The sequence below is a fragment of the Escherichia sp. HH091_1A genome (genome assembly GCF_030295175.1).
GTDB lineage: Bacteria > Pseudomonadota > Gammaproteobacteria > Enterobacterales > Enterobacteriaceae > Escherichia > Escherichia coli_F.
Genome location: NZ_AP025747.1, coordinates 3,040,817 through 3,056,904, shown reverse-complemented (window position 1 = coordinate 3,056,904; position 16,088 = coordinate 3,040,817). Strand labels below are relative to the sequence as shown.

The window sequence follows — 16,088 nt, the reverse complement described above, 5'->3', positions numbered from 1 at the left end:
GCACTTTTTGGTGAATTTGCACTCCAAGCAACGTTATTGAATAACCAAAGGAAGTGACATGAAATCGCTGCGTTTAATGTTATGCGCTATGCCGTTGATGCTGACCGGGTGTTCCACGATGTCGTCAGTTAACTGGTCTGCCGCTAACCCGTGGAACTGGTTTGGGTCGTCCACCAAAGTGAGCGAGCAGGGCGTGGGTGAATTAACGGCGTCCACCCCACTGCAAGAACAAGCCATTGCCGATGCGCTTGATGGCGATTATCGCCTGCGCAGCGGAATGAAAACCGCGAACGGCAACGTGGTGCGCTTTTTTGAAGTGATGAAAGGCGACAACGTGGCGATGGTAATTAACGGCGATCAGGGCACGATCAGCCGCATAGATGTGCTGGATAGCGATATTCCTGCTGACACCGGTGTTAAAATCGGTACACCGTTTAGCGACCTTTACAGCAAAGCATTTGGCAATTGCCAAAAAGCTGATGGTGATGATAATCGTGCCGTCGAATGTAAAGCCGAAGGCAGTCAACATATTAGCTACCAGTTCAGCGGGGAATGGAGTGGTCCTGAAGGGTTAATGCCTTCGGACGATACCCTGAAAAACTGGAAAGTCAGTAAAATTATCTGGCGGCGTTAATTTGCGTCTGAACAAACCGCCGCCGCAAAAAAACACGTAAAATAGCGCCCAACAATGCCACGGATTGCGTGGCATTCTTATTTTCAGGAGGAACAATGTCTCAGGTTCAGAGTGGCATTTTGCCAGAACATTGCCGCGCGGCGATTTGGATCGAAGCCAACGTGAAAGGGGAAGTTGACGCCCTGCGTGCGGCCAGTAAAACATTTGCCGACAAACTGGCAACTTTTGAAGCGAAATTCCCGGACGCGCATCTTGGTGCGGTGGTTGCCTTTGGTAACAACACCTGGCGCGCTCTGAGCGGCGGCGTTGGGGCCGAAGAGCTGAAAGATTTTCCGGGCTACGGTAAAGGCCTTGCGCCGACCACCCAGTTCGATGTGTTGATCCACATTCTTTCTCTGCGTCACGACGTAAACTTCTCTGTCGCTCAGGCGGCGATGGAAGCCTTTGGTGACTGCATTGAAGTGAAAGAAGAGATCCACGGCTTCCGTTGGGTTGAAGAGCGTGATCTGAGCGGCTTTGTTGACGGTACAGAAAACCCGGCGGGTGAAGAGACGCGTCGCGAAGTGGCGGTTATCAAAGACGGCGTGGATGCAGGCGGCAGCTATGTATTTGTGCAGCGTTGGGAGCACAACCTGAAGCAACTCAACCGGATGAGCGTTCACGATCAGGAGATGATGATCGGGCGTACCAAAGAGGCTAACGAAGAGATTGACGGCGATGAGCGTCCGGAAACTTCTCACCTGACCCGTGTTGATCTGAAAGAAGATGGCAAAGGACTGAAGATTGTTCGCCAGAGCCTGCCATACGGCACTGCCAGCGGCACGCACGGTCTGTATTTCTGTGCCTACTGCGCGCGTTTACATAACATTGAGCAGCAACTGCTGAGTATGTTTGGCGATACCGATGGTAAGCGTGATGCGATGTTGCGTTTCACCAAACCGGTCACTGGCGGCTATTATTTCGCGCCGTCGCTGGACAAACTGATGGCACTGTAAGCGCTTCTGATTCAATGATTAAAGGCCAGCCAGTAACACAACTGGCTGGCCTTTTTATTACTTCTGCTTTAACGCCGCATACACCTGATCCACCACCCAACCATAAGTTGCAATCGGTAGCTGACCGCTTTCGAACATATTGGGATTTTTTTGTGGATCGGCAACTGGCGAATGTGGCTTGTTGCTTAACATCACAATCGCCATATGATTCACCGGATCGATAACGGTCACCGTCCCGGTCCAGCCAGTGTGACCGTAGGTTTGCGGGCTTGCCAGCGTGCCAAACGTCGGCGTCATGGTGGCATTACCATTCACGCGCCAGCCAAGGCCAAAAGTGGCGTCTTCCTTAGAGCTGATGGTGAACATCTTCACCGTTTCCGCACTGAACAGCTGCACATCGCCATAGCCGCCGCCGTTCAGCATCGTTTGCATTAACACCGCAATATCGCCGGTATTGGAAAACAAACCTGCGTGCCCGGAAACGCCGCCCATCGAATAGAATGCTTTTTCATCGTGCACCTGACCCCAGAGAGTGGAGGTGCGGATATTCGGGAAGTGAATCACGCCATCGCGGGTATTGCCGTTCAGTTCCGTGGCGGCAATTTGCTGTGGTTTAAAGCCTTTCAGCAGCGGATTAAACACCGTATGCGTCAGGTTGAGCGGGCGATAAATCGACTCTTCAACATAGCGGTCAAGCGGCTGACCGGTGACTGACTCGACGATAAATCCAAGCAGCATATAATCGACATCGCTGTAGATATGTTTGCTGCCGGGCTGATATTCCAGCGGCGTGCGCTTGATCATTTCCAACGTCTGGCCTTTATCCTGGGAATATAACGCGCCCGCGACGGCTTTATTTGGGTATTGCGGGTCCGCCGGGAAACCGCCGCTGTGATGCAGCAGATCAGAAATCCGCAGCGTGTTTTTGCCTTTGATGGTGTCATTTGGACTGTCGGCAAATCCCGGAATATATTTCGCAATCAGATCGTCAGGATGTAGTTTGCCTTCGCTCATTAGCTTTTGTAGGGCGAAGTTAGTGGCGTACATTTTTGTGTTTGAGGCCAGGTCATACAGCGTCTCGGTGGTTGCTTTTACTGGCTGCTTCATTAACACGCTGCCATCGTACTTTTTCGCCGCGCCCCAGGCTTTGCGATACACAATCTGATTATCTTTAATGATCAGCAGGTTAACGCCGGGATAACCGGCATCGACTTGCTGGCTAATCCAGCGATCCATCTGGTTAAGCCGTTCGACGTTAAACCCTGCTTTCTCTGGCGAACTTTCTGTCAGAACAGGGTATTTTGCGGCGCTGACGCTACAGCTGACAGCCAGCAGAGAAAAATAGAGCATTGTCCGTTTCATAATCAGTCCAGATTGACGTTACGGCAGCCAAAGAGTGTGGTGAAAATAAACCCACAAACCCATGCCACCAGAATCCCGCCAGCGTAAACCGCCATTGCCGGAAGGATGCCTTTCGCGGATGTCATCAGCGGCAGCGCCACCAGGCCAGACGGCCCAAAGGCGCTGTTTAAGCCCATCGGCAGACCCCACCAGGCTATCAGGCCGATAAACAAACCGCCCGCCGCGCCACCTAAACAGGCGGTAACAAACGGTTTCATGCGGGGTAGGGTGACGCCGTAAATTAACGGTTCGCCAACGCCCAGCAGACCGGGAATAATTGCCCCGCGGACCTGACTGCGTAATGCACTGTGCGGTTGCGCCCGCCAGTAGAGTGCCAGCGCCGCACCCACCTGGCCCGCGCCTGCCATTGAAAGGATGGGGAACAGGCTGTTGAATCCCTGGCTGTCCATTAAGGCCAGGTAAACAGGAATAAAGCCCTGATGCACGCCAAACACCACGGCGATCAGGAATAGCCCTGCTAAAACTGCACAACCGAGCGGATTACTGTTCAGGTGCATAAACAGCCACGACATGCCTTCGAATAACCAGCCACCCAGCGGCATAATGATCAAATACGCCAGTGTGGCGGTGATCAGCAGAGTGATTAACGAGGTCAACAGCATGTCGAGATCGTCTGGCATAATGCGGCGCACCATGCCTTCGATGCGGGCGCAGGCCCAGGCGGCAATCAACACGCCGATAATATTGCCACGCGGATCGATGGGCAGACCGAAGAAATCGTGAAAACCGGCGTAGTAACCGGTGGTGGCAGCAGGGTTATAACCGAGCAAAAAGAGCGCGGCGATAATTGCGCCATTGACGCCCGTGCCGCCAAATGCCTGGGCAGCGTTATAGCCCACCAGAATCACCAGGAAAGTGAACAAACCTTTGCTGAACACCTTCATAAAATTCAGCGCATCGGGTAGCGTTCCCTGAGCATCTGCCGGAACGTGCATCACGGTGGCAATTAACGTCGCTATCCCCAGCAACAGACCCGCAGCAATAAAACCGGGGATCAGCGGCGTGAAGATAGTGGCGAATTTGGCAAGAAACTGTTGCACGCCGGAGGTTTGTTTGGCTTTTAACTGGCGTTTATTCTGAGCGGCGATTTCTGCGGCATCCTGTACCGGGGCTTCGCCCAGCAGTTCGCTCATCGCTTTGGCGGCACGATGCGCTTTACCTGGTCCAAAAACGACCTGTACCTGATCGCTGGTCAAAATGACGCCCTTCACGCCTTCCAGCGTTTTGATATTGGGATCAACCAGTGAACTGTCATGTACACCCAGACGCAGGCGCGTCATACAGTTACCACAACTGGCGATATTCCCCGGTCCGCCGACACGGGTAAGGATGGTGTTCAGAAGTTCACTGCTGATCTCTTTGGCCATGGGTTATTCCTTGTCTAAAACCTGACGAATAAAGCCGCCGTGTTGATCCAGGCGTTTTTTAGCTTCTGCGGCATCGAGATTTTTCAGCACCATCACAATGGCCGTTTTGCAGTTGCGCTCGCAGGCAATTAACGCCGCTTCCGCTTGTTCGGCGTTACATCCGGTGGCGTTTTTAACGATATTGACCTGGCGCACATGCAATTTTTCGTTGGTGGCGACCACATCGACCATCAGGTTGCCGAACACTTTGCCGGATTTAATCATCAGCCCGGTAGAGAGCATATTGAGTACCAGTTTCTGCGCTGTGCCTGCTTTCATTCGCGAAGAACCGGTAACCACTTCGGCACCAACCACCGGAGTAATAGCAAACTCAGCGGTGGTTGAAACGGCGCTCCCCGGATTACAGGAAATGCCCACTGTGCGGCAACCGAGTTGGCGTGCGTATTCCAGCCCGGCAATCACATACGGTGTGCGACCACTGGCAGCAATACCAACCACTACATCCTGTGTGGTTAAGCCGATATTTTTTAGATCGTTAACGCCACCTTCCCGGCTATCTTCTGCGCCTTCCACCGCGTGCTGAATGGCATATTCACCGCCAGCAATCAAACCAACCACCAGGCCCGGTTTGACGCCGTAGGTCGGCGGACATTCGCTGGCATCAAGAATACCCAGACGACCGGAAGTCCCCGCACCGATGTAAATCAGTCGACCGCCGCCGCTTACTTGGGCGTGGATAACATCGATCGCTGCGGCGATATCCGGCAGTACACGCTCAACGGCGAGTGGTACGGTTTTATCTTCATCGTTGATAATCCGGCACATTTCCAGCGTTGATACGCGGTCAATTTCAGCCGAAGCGGCGTTCGAGCCTTCGGTAATCATCTTTTCAAGTTGCATCGGTGGTGACCTTACTATTTACGATCAAATAATTGCAGATGGATGGAATCATATATCCCGAATTGACAGACTTAAAGGAATCATTGAGTCTACACTCGCAGAGTGTGAAGAGCGTCATAAGAACTTAAGCGGAATTTTTGCTGCCAGCCCAGGAGAGTGGAAGATGTTGTACCTGACGAAAATACGCAATGCAGAAAGTGAATTTACCGAGAACGAGCAAAAAATAGCTGACTTTCTGCAGGCTAAAGTGAGTGAGCTGAAATCCGTCTCTTCGCGCAAGATGGCGAAACAGCTCGGCATCAGCCAGTCGAGTATTGTGAAGTTTGCCCAGAAGCTCGGCGCGCAAGGATTTACTGAATTGCGTATGGCGTTAATTGGCGAATACAGTGCCAGCCGGGAGAAAACGAATGCCACGGCGCTGCACTTGCACAGTTCGATTACCAGTGACGATTCGCTGGAAGTGATTGCCCGCAAACTGAATCGCGAAAAAGAGCTGGCACTGGAGCAAACCTGCGCCTTACTCGATTACGCGCGGCTGCAAAAAATCATTGAGGTCATCAGTAAAGCGCCGTTTATCCAGATAACAGGCCTGGGCGGGTCGGCGCTGGTGGGGCGCGATCTTTCATTCAAACTGATGAAAATTGGTTATCGCGTGGCCTGTGAAGCCGACACGCACGTACAAGCTACCGTTTCCCAGGCGTTGAAAAAAGGTGATGTACAAATCGCTATCTCTTACAGCGGCAGTAAAAAAGAGATTTTGCTATGCGCCGAGGCAGCGCGAAAGCAGGGGGCAACGGTGATTGCCATTACTTCACTGACTGATTCTTCGCTGCGGCGGTTGGCACATTTCACCCTCGATACCGTTTCTGGTGAAACCGAATGGCGTAGCTCGTCGATGTCCACCCGCACGGCGCAAAATTCGGTTACCGATTTACTGTTTGTTGGGCTGGTACAACTTAATGATGTCGAGTCATTGAAAATGATTGAGCGCAGCAGTGAGCTAACACAACGCCTGAAATGATGCATAAAGCAGCGACTGGATTGAGATTTTCCTGAATTAGTGAGCTGATCCGCAGCAATATTTTGTTTATCCTGTATTTTCAGAGGGAATGGAGTGTAACGCTCTGTATTAACAAGGAGAGCATTAAAATGGGTAAACTCACGGGCAAGACAGCACTGATTACGGGCGCATTGCAGGGAATTGGCGAAGGAATTGCCAGAACTTTTGCGCGTCATGGCGCAAACCTAATCTTGCTGGATATCTCCCCTGAGATCGAAAAGCTGGCGGACGAACTGTGTGGTCGTGGTCATCGCTGTACGGCGGTTGTCGCCGATGTGCGTGACCCGGCGTCGGTAGCCGCAGCTATCAAGCGCGCAAAGGAAAAAGAAGGGCGCATTGATATCCTGGTGAATAACGCAGGCGTTTGTCGTCTGGGCAGTTTCCTCGATATGAGCGATGAAGATCGCGATTTCCATATTGATATCAATATAAAAGGCGTATGGAACGTCACGAAGGCGGTGCTGCCGGAGATGATTGCCCGCAAAGATGGTCGCATTGTGATGATGTCTTCGGTCACTGGCGATATGGTGGCCGATCCGGGCGAAACGGCGTATGCCTTAACGAAAGCGGCGATTGTTGGCCTGACTAAATCGCTGGCGGTGGAGTACGCGCAGTCTGGTATTCGCGTTAACGCCATCTGCCCAGGATATGTTCGCACGCCAATGGCGGAAAGCATCGCGCGTCAGTCAAACCCGGAGGATCCGGAATCGGTGCTGACTGAAATGGCGAAAGCAATCCCGCTGCGTCGCCTCGCCGATCCGCTGGAAGTTGGCGAACTGGCGGCCTTCCTCGCATCCGATGAATCCAGCTATTTAACCGGTACACAGAATGTGATTGATGGCGGCAGCACACTGCCGGAGACGGTTAGCGTCGGCATCTGATTCACCTCTGTTTCCTCCCTGCATGTGTGGGGAGGATTTCGTCTTGAACTAAGTTCACCAGGCTATTTTATTTGTCATTTTGGCCCCGGGCAGTGCTCGAAATCCTCACGTACTATGTGTACGCTCCGGTTTCTCCGCGCTGTTCGTGTCCAAACTGACTGCAACAATTACGCCTGTTGAACCAAGTTCTTATTCCCTTTTCAACTTCCAAATCACCAAACGGTATATAAAACCGTTACTCCTTTCACGTCCGTTATAAATATGATGACTAATAGAAAGTCATTTAATTAATAAGGGTGCGCAATGGCCGTTAACTTACTGAAAAAGAACTCACTCGCGCTGGTCGCTTCTCTGCTGCTGGCGGGCCATGTACAGGCAACGGAACTGCTGAACAGTTCTTATGACGTCTCCCGCGAGCTGTTTGCTGCCCTGAATCCGCCGTTTGAGCAACAATGGGCCAAAGACAACGGCGGCGATAAACTGACGATAAAACAATCTCATGCCGGGTCATCAAAACAGGCGCTGGCGATTTTGCAGGGCTTAAAAGCGGACGTTGTCACTTATAACCAGGTGACCGACGTGCAGATCCTGCATGATAAAGGCAAGCTGATCCCGGCTGACTGGCAGTCGCGCCTGCCGAATAACAGCTCGCCGTTTTACTCCACCATGGGCTTCCTGGTGCGTAAGGGCAACCCGAAGAATATCCATGACTGGAACGATCTGGTGCGCTCCGACGTGAAGCTGATTTTCCCGAACCCAAAAACCTCCGGTAACGCGCGTTATACCTATCTGGCGGCATGGGGCGCAGCGGATAAAGCTGACGGTGGCGATAAAGCCAAAACCGAACAGTTTATGACCCAGTTCCTGAAAAACGTGGAAGTGTTCGATACCGGCGGTCGTGGCGCGACCACTACTTTTGCCGAGCGCGGGCTGGGCGATGTGCTGATTAGCTTCGAATCGGAAGTGAACAACATCCGCAAGCAGTATGAAGCGCAGGGCTTTGAAGTGGTGATTCCGAAAACCAACATTCTGGCGGAATTCCCGGTGGCGTGGGTCGATAAAAACGTGCAGGCCAACGGCACGGAAAAAGCGGCAAAAGCTTACCTGAACTGGCTCTACAGCCCACAGGCGCAAACGATCATTACCGATTATTACTACCGCGTGAATAACCCGGAAGTCATGGACAAACTGAAAGACAAATTCCCGCAGACCGAGCTGTTTCGCGTGGAAGATAAATTTGGCTCCTGGCCGGAAGTGATGAAAACCCACTTCAACAGCGGCGGCGAGTTAGACAAGCTGTTAGCGGCGGGGCGTAACTAATGTTTGCAGTTTCTTCCAGACGCGTGCTGCCGGGCTTTACCTTAAGCCTCGGCACCAGTCTGCTGTTTGTGTGCCTGATTTTGCTGCTGCCGCTCTCCGCACTGGTGATGCAACTGGCTCAGATGAGCTGGGCGCAGTATTGGGAGGTGATCACCAACCCGCAGGTGGTTGCGGCCTATAAAGTGACGCTGCTGTCGGCGTTTGTGGCATCGATTTTTAACGGCGTTTTCGGCCTGCTGATGGCGTGGATTTTAACCCGCTATCGCTTTCCGGGCCGCACGCTGCTTGATGCGCTGATGGATTTACCGTTTGCGCTACCAACGGCGGTAGCAGGTTTAACGCTGGCCTCGCTCTTTTCCGTGAACGGTTTTTACGGTGAATGGCTGGCGAAGTTTGATATCAAAGTCACCTATACGTGGCTTGGTATCGCGGTGGCGATGGCCTTTACCAGTATTCCGTTTGTGGTGCGTACCGTGCAGCCGGTGCTGGAGGAGTTAGGCCCGGAATATGAAGAAGCCGCAGAAACGCTCGGCGCAACGCGCTGGCAGAGTTTCTGCAAAGTGGTGCTGCCGGAGCTTTCTCCGGCGCTGGTGGCGGGCGTGGCGCTGTCGTTTACCCGTAGTCTCGGTGAGTTTGGTGCGGTGATTTTTATCGCCGGGAACATCGCCTGGAAGACGGAAGTGACGTCGCTGATGATTTTTGTTCGCTTACAGGAGTTTGATTACCCGGCGGCGAGCGCAATTGCTTCGGTGATCCTCGCGGCGTCACTGCTGCTGCTGTTCTCAATTAACACTCTGCAAAGTCGCTTTGGTCGGCGTGTGGTAGGTCATTAATGGCGGAAGTGACACAGTTGAAGCGTTATGACGCGCGCCCAATTAACTGGGGCAAATGGTTTCTGATTGGCATCGGGATGCTGGTTTCGGCGTTCATCCTGCTGGTGCCGATGATTTACATTTTCGTGCAGGCATTCAGCAAAGGGCTGATGCCGGTGTTACAGAATCTTGCTGACCCGGACATGCTGCACGCTATTTGGCTGACGGTGATGATCGCGCTGATTGCCGTACCGGTAAACCTGGTGTTCGGTATTCTGCTGGCCTGGCTGGTGACGCGCTTTAACTTCCCCGGACGCCAGTTATTGCTGACGCTGCTGGACATTCCGTTTGCCGTGTCGCCGGTGGTTGCCGGTCTGGTCTATCTGCTGTTCTACGGCTCTAACGGCCCGCTCGGTGGCTGGCTGGATGAACATAATCTGCAAATTATGTTCTCCTGGCCGGGAATGGTGCTGGTCACCATCTTCGTGACCTGTCCGTTTGTGGTGCGCGAGCTGGTGCCGGTGATGTTAAGCCAGGGCTGCCAGGAAGACGAAGCGGCGATTTTGCTTGGCGCGTCTGGCTGGCAGATGTTCCGCCGCGTCACGCTGCCGAACATCCGCTGGGCGCTGCTTTACGGCGTGGTGCTGACCAACGCCCGCGCGATAGGCGAGTTTGGCGCGGTGTCGGTGGTATCCGGCTCGATTCGTGGCGAAACCCTGTCGTTGCCGTTACAGATTGAATTGCTGGAGCAGGACTACAACACCGTCGGCTCCTTTACCGCCGCGGCGCTGTTGACGCTGATGGCGATTATCACCCTGTTTTTAAAGAGTATGTTGCAGTGGCGCCTGGAGAATCAGGAAAAACGCGCGCAACAGGAGGAACATCATGAGCATTGAGATTGCCAATATTAAGAAGTCGTTTGGTCGCACCCAGGTGCTGAACGATATCTCACTGGATATTCCTTCTGGTCAGATGGTCGCATTGCTGGGGCCGTCCGGTTCCGGGAAAACCACGCTGCTGCGGATTATCGCCGGGCTGGAGCATCAAACCAGCGGGCATATTCGTTTCCACGGCACCGACGTCAGCCGCCTGCATGCACGCGATCGCAAAGTCGGTTTCGTGTTTCAGCATTACGCGCTGTTCCGCCATATGACGGTGTTCGACAATATCGCCTTCGGCCTGACGGTGCTGCCGCGTCGCGAGCGCCCGAATGCCGCAGCCATCAAAGCGAAAGTGACAAAGTTGCTGGAAATGGTCCAGCTTGCCCATCTGGCGGATCGTTATCCGGCCCAGCTTTCCGGCGGGCAGAAACAGCGTGTGGCGCTGGCGCGCGCGCTGGCTGTCGAACCGCAAATTCTGCTGCTTGATGAACCGTTTGGCGCGCTGGATGCGCAGGTGCGTAAAGAGCTGCGTCGCTGGCTGCGTCAGTTGCATGAAGAGCTGAAATTCACCAGTGTGTTCGTTACCCACGACCAGGAAGAAGCGATGGAAGTCGCCAACCGCGTTGTGGTGATGAGCCAGGGCAATATCGAACAGGCTGATGAACCGGATCAGGTCTGGCGCGAACCGGCGACCCGTTTTGTGCTGGAGTTTATGGGCGAAGTGAACCGCTTGCAGGGAACGATTCGCGGTGGGCAGTTCCACGTTGGTGCGCACCGCTGGCCGCTGGGATATACCCCTGCGTACCAGGGGCCGGTGGATCTCTTCCTGCGCCCGTGGGAAGTGGATATCAGCCGCCGCACCAGCCTCGATTCGCCGCTGCCGGTGCAGGTGCTGGAAGCCAGCCCGAAAGGCCACTACACCCAATTAGTCGTGCAGCCGCTGGGGTGGTATGAAGATCCGCTCACCGTGGTAATGCGTGGTGATGATGCGCCGGTGCGCGGCGATCGTTTGTTCGTCGGGCTGCAACATGCGCGACTGTATAACGGCGACGAGCGTATTGAAACCCGCGATGAGGAACTTGCTCTCGCACAAAGCGCCTGATAGGTTGAGTGAATGTTAAACGCCCGGAGGCGCTTCCCGCGATCCGGGCTTTTTAATGGCAAGGTTTTGTAACCTGTAGGCCTGATAAGACGCGTAAACGTCGCATCAGGCAACACCACGTATGGACAGAGATCGTGAGTACATTAGAACAAACAATAGGCAATACGCCTCTGGTGAAATTACAACGAATGGGGCCGGATAACGGCAGTGAAGTGTGGTTAAAGCTGGAAGGCAATAATCCGGCCGGTTCGGTGAAAGATCGTGCGGCGCTTTCGATGATCGTCGAGGCGGAAAAGCGCGGGGAAATTAAACCGGGTGATGTGTTAATCGAAGCCACCAGTGGTAACACCGGGATTGCACTGGCAATGATTGCCGCGCTAAAAGGCTATCGCATGAAATTGCTGATGCCCGATAACATGAGCCAGGAGCGTCGCGCGGCGATGCGTGCCTACGGTGCGGAGCTAATTCTGGTCACCAAAGAGCAGGGCATGGAAGGTGCGCGCGATCTGGCGCTGGACATGGCGAATCGCGGTGAAGGCAAGCTGCTCGATCAGTTCAATAATCCCGATAATCCTTATGCGCATTACACCACCACCGGGCCGGAAATCTGGCAGCAAACCGGCGGTCGCATTACCCATTTTGTCTCCAGCATGGGGACGACCGGTACGATTACCGGCGTGTCGCGCTTTATGCGCGAGCAATCCAAACCGGTGACCATTGTTGGTCTGCAGCCGGAAGAGGGCAGCAGCATTCCCGGCATTCGTCGCTGGCCTGAGGAATATCTGCCAGGCATCTTCAACGCTTCGCTGGTGGATGAGGTGCTGGATATTCATCAGCGCGATGCGGAAAACACCATGCGCGAACTGGCAGTGCGGGAAGGGATTTTCTGCGGTGTAAGTTCCGGCGGCGCGGTTGCCGGAGCACTGCGGGTGGCAAAAGCCAACCCTGGTGCAGTGGTGGTAGCGATCATCTGCGATCGTGGCGATCGCTACCTTTCTACCGGGGTGTTTGGGGAAGAGCACTTTAGTCAGGGGGCGGGGATTTAAGATTATTGTGCAGGCACCGTTTTATCCGTCTGCGCAATTAACGCATGTAAAAAAGGTTGCGCGTTTTCATCGCTCTTACCGGGCATCTTCACGATATACGGCTTCCCGGTAATCGATGATGACGAAGCAACCTTATCAATAAATTGCTCAGCAGTATCAATGCGATTACGGGTATTGCCCAGCTTCAGACGCAAATGGGAAACCGCTTCATCGCAGGTATGTTCATCGCCGTTGCGCACAAATATCAAATCCTTTTTCTGTGCTAATCCCTCCAGCATGGCGTTGATGCGGGCTTCTTCGTGGGCGGTTAACTTCGCGTAAGCGGGGAGTGTCATTAGCAGCGTAATGACCAGACAAATGATTTTCTTCATTGAATTACCTTATCCTTGTTTTGTGATAGCCGATTTGACTGCCAGAATCAGGTAAAGTTTCGGTTGGAATACGATGAGGATCATCGGCAAGGAGAAAAAATTAAATGAGTAGTTTGTTGTTGTTTAACGATAAGAGCAGGGCATTGCAGGCGGATATCGTCGCCGTGCAGTCGCAGGTAGTGTACGGCAGCGTAGGCAACAGCATTGCCGTGCCTGCTATCAAACAGAACGGCCTGAATGTCTTTGCCGTGCCGACGGTATTGCTGAGCAATACGCCGCATTATGACACTTTCTACGGTGGTGCGATTCCGGACGAATGGTTTAGCGGTTATTTGCGTGCGCTTCAGGAGCGTGATGCGCTGCGCCAGCTGCGCGCTGTCACCACGGGCTATATGGGAACGGCATCGCAAATCAAAATCCTTGCCGAGTGGCTGACTGCGCTACGCAAAGACCATCCTGACTTATTGATTATGGTCGATCCGGTGATTGGCGATATTGATAGCGGAATTTATGTCAAACCTGACCTTCCTGAGGCATACCGACAATATTTACTGCCTCTGGCGCAGGGTATTACGCCCAATATCTTTGAGCTGGAAATCCTGACAGGTAAAAATTGCCGCGATCTCGACAGCGCCATTGCTGCCGCAAAAAGTCTGCTTTCAGACACATTAAAGTGGGTGGTGATTACCAGTGCCTCCGGTAATGAAGAAAATCAGGAGATGCAGGTGGTGGTGGTCACCGCCGACAGCGTGAATGTCATTTCCCATTCACGGGTTAAAACTGACCTGAAAGGGACTGGCGACCTGTTTTGTGCTCAACTTATCAGTGGCTTGTTGAAAGGTAAGGAATTAACTGACGCGGTACATAGCGCGGGATTACGCGTGCTGGAGGTGATGCGCTATACCCAGCAGTATGGTAGCGATGAATTGATTTTGCCGCCGCTGACTGAAGCATAAAAAAATGGCGCCGATGGGCGCCATTTTTCACTGCGGCAAGAATTACTTCTTGATGCGGATAACCGGGGTTTCACCCACAGTCACGCTACCGGACAGTTTGATCAGTTCTTTGATTTCGTCCATGTTGGAGATAACAACCGGAGTCAGGGTAGACTTGGCTTTCTCTTCCAGCAGCGGCAGATCAAATTCAATCACAGTATCGCCAACTTTCACGCGCTGACCTTCTTCAGCAATACGCTTGAAGCCTTCGCCTTTCAGTTCAACAGTGTCGATACCGAAGTGAACGAACAACTCAACGCCGCTATCAGATTCGATAGAGAACGCGTGGTTGGTTTCAAAGATTTTACCAATGGTGCCGTCTACAGGCGCGACCATTTTGTTTCCAGTTGGTTTGATAGCAATGCCATCACCAACGATTTTTTCCGCAAAAACGACATCCGGCACGTCTTCGATATTGACGATCTCGCCAGAGAGCGGAGCAATGATCTCAATAGTTCCGGTATCCTTCTTGTCGTCGGAAACCAGAGATTTCAGTTTATCGAACAAACCCATGATCTTCTCCTAAGCAGTAAATTGGGCCGCATCTCGTGGATTAGCAGATTGTTTTTTCTTCAATGAACTTGTTAACCAGCGTCATTAACTCGTCCGTTGTCGGTTGAGCAAGAGCCTGCTCTGCTAACACCTTCGCATCTTCGAAGTTCGTGTTACGGATAATCTTCTTAATGCGCGGGATAGAAATGGCGCTCATAGAGAATTCGTCCAGACCCATCCCCAGCAACAGAAGTGTAGCACGTTCATCGCCAGCAAGCTCACCACACATGCCAGTCCATTTGCCTTCAGCATGAGAAGCATCAATAACTTGCTTGATCAAGTTCAGCACGGACGGTGACATTGGCTGGTAAAGGTGTGAAATCATATCATTACCACGGTCAACTGCCAGAGTGTACTGCGTTAAATCATTGGTGCCGATACTAAAGAAATCAACTTCTTTGGCTAAATGACGTGCAATTGTTGCGGCCGCTGGTGTTTCCACCATTACGCCGATTTCAATTGACTCGTCAAACGCTTTACCTTCGTCGCGCAGTTCCTGTTTGTAGATTTCGATCTCTTTGCGCAGTGCACGCACTTCTTCAACAGAGATGATCATCGGGAACATGATGCGCAATTTACCGAAAGCAGAGGCACGCAGGATAGCGCGGAGCTGATCGCGCAGGATCTCTTTACGATCCATCGCGATACGGATAGCGCGCCAGCCGAGGAACGGGTTCTCTTCTTTCGGGAAGTTCATGTATGGCAGCTCTTTGTCGCCGCCGATGTCCATGGTACGAACGATAACCGCCTGAGAGCCACACGCTTCAGCCACTGCTTTGTAAGCAGCAAACTGTTCTTCTTCAGTGGGCAGCGCGTCGCGGTCCATGAACAGGAACTCAGTACGATAAAGACCAACGCCTTCAGCGCCGTTACGCTCAGCACCTTCAACGTCACGAACCGTACCGATGTTAGCGCACACTTCTACCTGGTGACCGTCCAGCGTAATAGCTGGCAGATCTTTCAGTTTAGCAAGCTCTGCTTTTTCAGAAGCCACTTGCTCCTGAACAGCGCGCATTTTATCAATAACTTCGTTGGTTGGATTGACGTAAACCTGATTATTTACGGCATCCAGAATCAGATAGTCGTCATTTTTCACCTGAGAGGTGACGCTACCGGTACCCACGATAGCAGGCAGTTCCAGAGAACGCGCCATGATAGAGGTGTGGGAAGTACGGCCACCCGCGTCGGTGATGAAACCCAGCACCTTCTTCAGGTTCAGCTGTGCGGTTTCGGACGGCGTCAGATCAGCGGCAACCAGAATGACTTCATCCTGAATGGCGCTGAGGTCGATAATCTTCAGGCCCAAGATGTTGCGCAGCAGGCGCTTACCGATATCACGTACGTCAGCCGCACGCTCTTTCAGGTATTCATCATCCAGCTCTTCCAGGGCAGAAGCCTGACCTTCGATAACTTCATGAGCAGCTGCGTCAGCTGTCATGTGCTTATCTTTAATCAGGGCTATGATTTCCTGCTCCAGCTCCTCATCTTCGAGTAGCATAATATGCCCTTCAAAGATGGCTTCTTTTTCTTCACCGAACGTTTCACCAGCTTTCGTTTTGATCGTTTCCAGCTGGGCTGATGCCTTGGCACGACCGCTCAGAAAACGTTCAACTTCCTGATCAACCTGGTCGGCAGAAATTTTTTTCCGGTCAATGACAATTTCGTCTTCTTTCAGAAGCAGAGCTTTACCGAAAGCGATACCCGGGGATGCTAAAATGCCTGAAATCATAACCCTACCTTACTTGTGACT

Annotated in this window: 16 protein-coding genes; 10 read left to right on the top strand and 6 right to left on the bottom strand. The window is 52.7% G+C overall.

All coding sequences use genetic code 11. From position 1 onward, the window contains the following. The first annotated feature begins 58 nt into the window (after positions 1-58). Positions 59-634: an RpoE-regulated lipoprotein gene (locus QUF14_RS15400; RefSeq protein ID WP_000838945.1), complete on the top strand. Its 576-nt coding sequence runs from the start codon at positions 59-61 to the stop codon at positions 632-634. Positions 635-729: 95 nt separating this feature from the next. Further along, a complete protein-coding gene (gene yfeX / locus QUF14_RS15395) occupies positions 730-1,629 on the top strand; it encodes a porphyrinogen peroxidase (RefSeq protein ID WP_000084590.1) in 900 nt (299 codons plus the stop codon). A 57-nt stretch (positions 1,630-1,686) separates the two neighbouring features. Here the strand turns inward: yfeX and pbp4b are convergent, their stop codons facing one another. The 3 genes from pbp4b to murQ are packed head-to-tail and all read right to left on the bottom strand — an operon-like array spanning position 1,687 to position 5,318. Continuing rightward, positions 1,687-2,991 (bottom strand): penicillin binding protein PBP4B, encoded by a 1,305-nt coding sequence (gene pbp4b / locus QUF14_RS15390; RefSeq protein WP_100733737.1) that lies wholly within the window; start codon positions 2,989-2,991, stop codon positions 1,687-1,689. Positions 2,992-2,993: 2 nt separating this feature from the next. Continuing rightward, positions 2,994-4,418, bottom strand: a complete 1,425-nt coding sequence (murP, locus tag QUF14_RS15385; RefSeq protein WP_100733736.1) for a PTS N-acetylmuramic acid transporter subunit IIBC — start codon at positions 4,416-4,418, stop codon at positions 2,994-2,996. Between the two features lie 3 nt (positions 4,419-4,421). Further along, positions 4,422-5,318, bottom strand: a complete 897-nt coding sequence (murQ, locus tag QUF14_RS15380; protein ID WP_001175601.1) for an N-acetylmuramic acid 6-phosphate etherase — start codon at positions 5,316-5,318, stop codon at positions 4,422-4,424. 163 nt (positions 5,319-5,481) lie between these two features. Between murQ and murR the strand changes: the two genes are divergently transcribed. The 7 genes from murR (at position 5,482) to cysM (ending at position 12,420) form a co-directional block, all read left to right on the top strand. Next, a complete protein-coding gene (gene murR / locus QUF14_RS15375) occupies positions 5,482-6,339 on the top strand; it encodes an HTH-type transcriptional regulator MurR (RefSeq protein ID WP_000966433.1) in 858 nt (285 codons plus the stop codon). A 128-nt stretch (positions 6,340-6,467) separates the two neighbouring features. Beyond that, on the top strand, positions 6,468-7,259 hold the full coding sequence (gene ucpA / locus QUF14_RS15370; RefSeq protein WP_000517442.1) for an SDR family oxidoreductase UcpA: 792 nt from the start codon (positions 6,468-6,470) through the stop codon (positions 7,257-7,259). A gap of 303 nt (positions 7,260-7,562) precedes the next feature. Next, complete coding sequence (gene cysP / locus QUF14_RS15365; RefSeq protein WP_000290221.1) at positions 7,563-8,579, top strand: thiosulfate/sulfate ABC transporter substrate-binding protein CysP; 1,017 nt, start codon at positions 7,563-7,565, stop codon at positions 8,577-8,579. Next, on the top strand, positions 8,579-9,412 hold the full coding sequence (gene cysT / locus QUF14_RS15360) for a sulfate/thiosulfate ABC transporter permease CysT (protein ID WP_000458406.1): 834 nt from the start codon (positions 8,579-8,581) through the stop codon (positions 9,410-9,412). The genes cysP and cysT overlap by 1 nt, the downstream gene beginning before the upstream one ends. Continuing rightward, entirely contained in the window at positions 9,412-10,287 is an 876-nt protein-coding gene (gene cysW, locus QUF14_RS15355) for a sulfate/thiosulfate ABC transporter permease CysW (protein WP_000852677.1), read from the top strand. The genes cysT and cysW overlap by 1 nt, the downstream gene beginning before the upstream one ends. Next, a complete protein-coding gene (cysA, locus tag QUF14_RS15350) occupies positions 10,277-11,374 on the top strand; it encodes a sulfate/thiosulfate ABC transporter ATP-binding protein CysA (protein ID WP_000021028.1) in 1,098 nt (365 codons plus the stop codon). The genes cysW and cysA overlap by 11 nt, the downstream gene beginning before the upstream one ends. A gap of 134 nt (positions 11,375-11,508) precedes the next feature. Next, the gene (cysM, locus tag QUF14_RS15345; protein ID WP_000105470.1) at positions 11,509-12,420 is read left to right on the top strand and encodes a cysteine synthase B; all 912 of its coding nucleotides are present in this window, start codon (positions 11,509-11,511) and stop codon (positions 12,418-12,420) included. A gap of 2 nt (positions 12,421-12,422) precedes the next feature. Here the strand turns inward: cysM and QUF14_RS15340 are convergent, their stop codons facing one another. Continuing rightward, entirely contained in the window at positions 12,423-12,791 is a 369-nt protein-coding gene (locus tag QUF14_RS15340) for a YfeK family protein (RefSeq protein WP_000719945.1), read from the bottom strand. 104 nt (positions 12,792-12,895) lie between these two features. On the opposite strand from QUF14_RS15340, the gene pdxK reads away from it, so the two are divergent. Continuing rightward, the gene (gene pdxK / locus QUF14_RS15335; RefSeq protein WP_000096671.1) at positions 12,896-13,747 is read left to right on the top strand and encodes a pyridoxine/pyridoxal/pyridoxamine kinase; all 852 of its coding nucleotides are present in this window, start codon (positions 12,896-12,898) and stop codon (positions 13,745-13,747) included. A 42-nt stretch (positions 13,748-13,789) separates the two neighbouring features. On the opposite strand, the gene crr is transcribed toward pdxK, so the two are convergent. Then, the gene (gene crr, locus QUF14_RS15330; protein WP_000522247.1) at positions 13,790-14,299 is read right to left on the bottom strand and encodes a PTS glucose transporter subunit IIA; all 510 of its coding nucleotides are present in this window, start codon (positions 14,297-14,299) and stop codon (positions 13,790-13,792) included. A gap of 40 nt (positions 14,300-14,339) precedes the next feature. Next, entirely contained in the window at positions 14,340-16,067 is a 1,728-nt protein-coding gene (gene ptsI / locus QUF14_RS15325) for a phosphoenolpyruvate-protein phosphotransferase PtsI (protein ID WP_000623136.1), read from the bottom strand. Positions 16,068-16,088 lie beyond the last annotated feature (21 nt).

Excerpts from the sequence above, each read along its gene's own strand:
- QUF14_RS15340 (WP_000719945.1), bottom strand. The coding sequence starts at position 12,791 with ATGAAGAAAATCATTTGTCTGGTCATTACGCTGCTAATGACACTCCCC.
- cysA (WP_000021028.1), top strand. The coding sequence starts at position 10,277 with ATGAGCATTGAGATTGCCAATATTAAGAAGTCGTTTGGTCGCACCCAG.
- murR (WP_000966433.1), top strand. The coding sequence starts at position 5,482 with ATGTTGTACCTGACGAAAATACGCAATGCAGAAAGTGAATTTACCGAG.
- ucpA (WP_000517442.1), top strand. The coding sequence starts at position 6,468 with ATGGGTAAACTCACGGGCAAGACAGCACTGATTACGGGCGCATTGCAG.
- ptsI (WP_000623136.1), bottom strand. The coding sequence starts at position 16,067 with ATGATTTCAGGCATTTTAGCATCCCCGGGTATCGCTTTCGGTAAAGCT.
- murP (WP_100733736.1), bottom strand. The coding sequence starts at position 4,418 with ATGGCCAAAGAGATCAGCAGTGAACTTCTGAACACCATCCTTACCCGT.
- cysT (WP_000458406.1), top strand. The coding sequence starts at position 8,579 with ATGTTTGCAGTTTCTTCCAGACGCGTGCTGCCGGGCTTTACCTTAAGC.
- crr (WP_000522247.1), bottom strand. The coding sequence starts at position 14,299 with ATGGGTTTGTTCGATAAACTGAAATCTCTGGTTTCCGACGACAAGAAG.
- cysW (WP_000852677.1), top strand. The coding sequence starts at position 9,412 with ATGGCGGAAGTGACACAGTTGAAGCGTTATGACGCGCGCCCAATTAAC.
- pdxK (WP_000096671.1), top strand. The coding sequence starts at position 12,896 with ATGAGTAGTTTGTTGTTGTTTAACGATAAGAGCAGGGCATTGCAGGCG.
- yfeX (WP_000084590.1), top strand. The coding sequence starts at position 730 with ATGTCTCAGGTTCAGAGTGGCATTTTGCCAGAACATTGCCGCGCGGCG.
- QUF14_RS15400 (WP_000838945.1), top strand. The coding sequence starts at position 59 with ATGAAATCGCTGCGTTTAATGTTATGCGCTATGCCGTTGATGCTGACC.
- cysP (WP_000290221.1), top strand. The coding sequence starts at position 7,563 with ATGGCCGTTAACTTACTGAAAAAGAACTCACTCGCGCTGGTCGCTTCT.
- murQ (WP_001175601.1), bottom strand. The coding sequence starts at position 5,318 with ATGCAACTTGAAAAGATGATTACCGAAGGCTCGAACGCCGCTTCGGCT.
- pbp4b (WP_100733737.1), bottom strand. The coding sequence starts at position 2,991 with ATGAAACGGACAATGCTCTATTTTTCTCTGCTGGCTGTCAGCTGTAGC.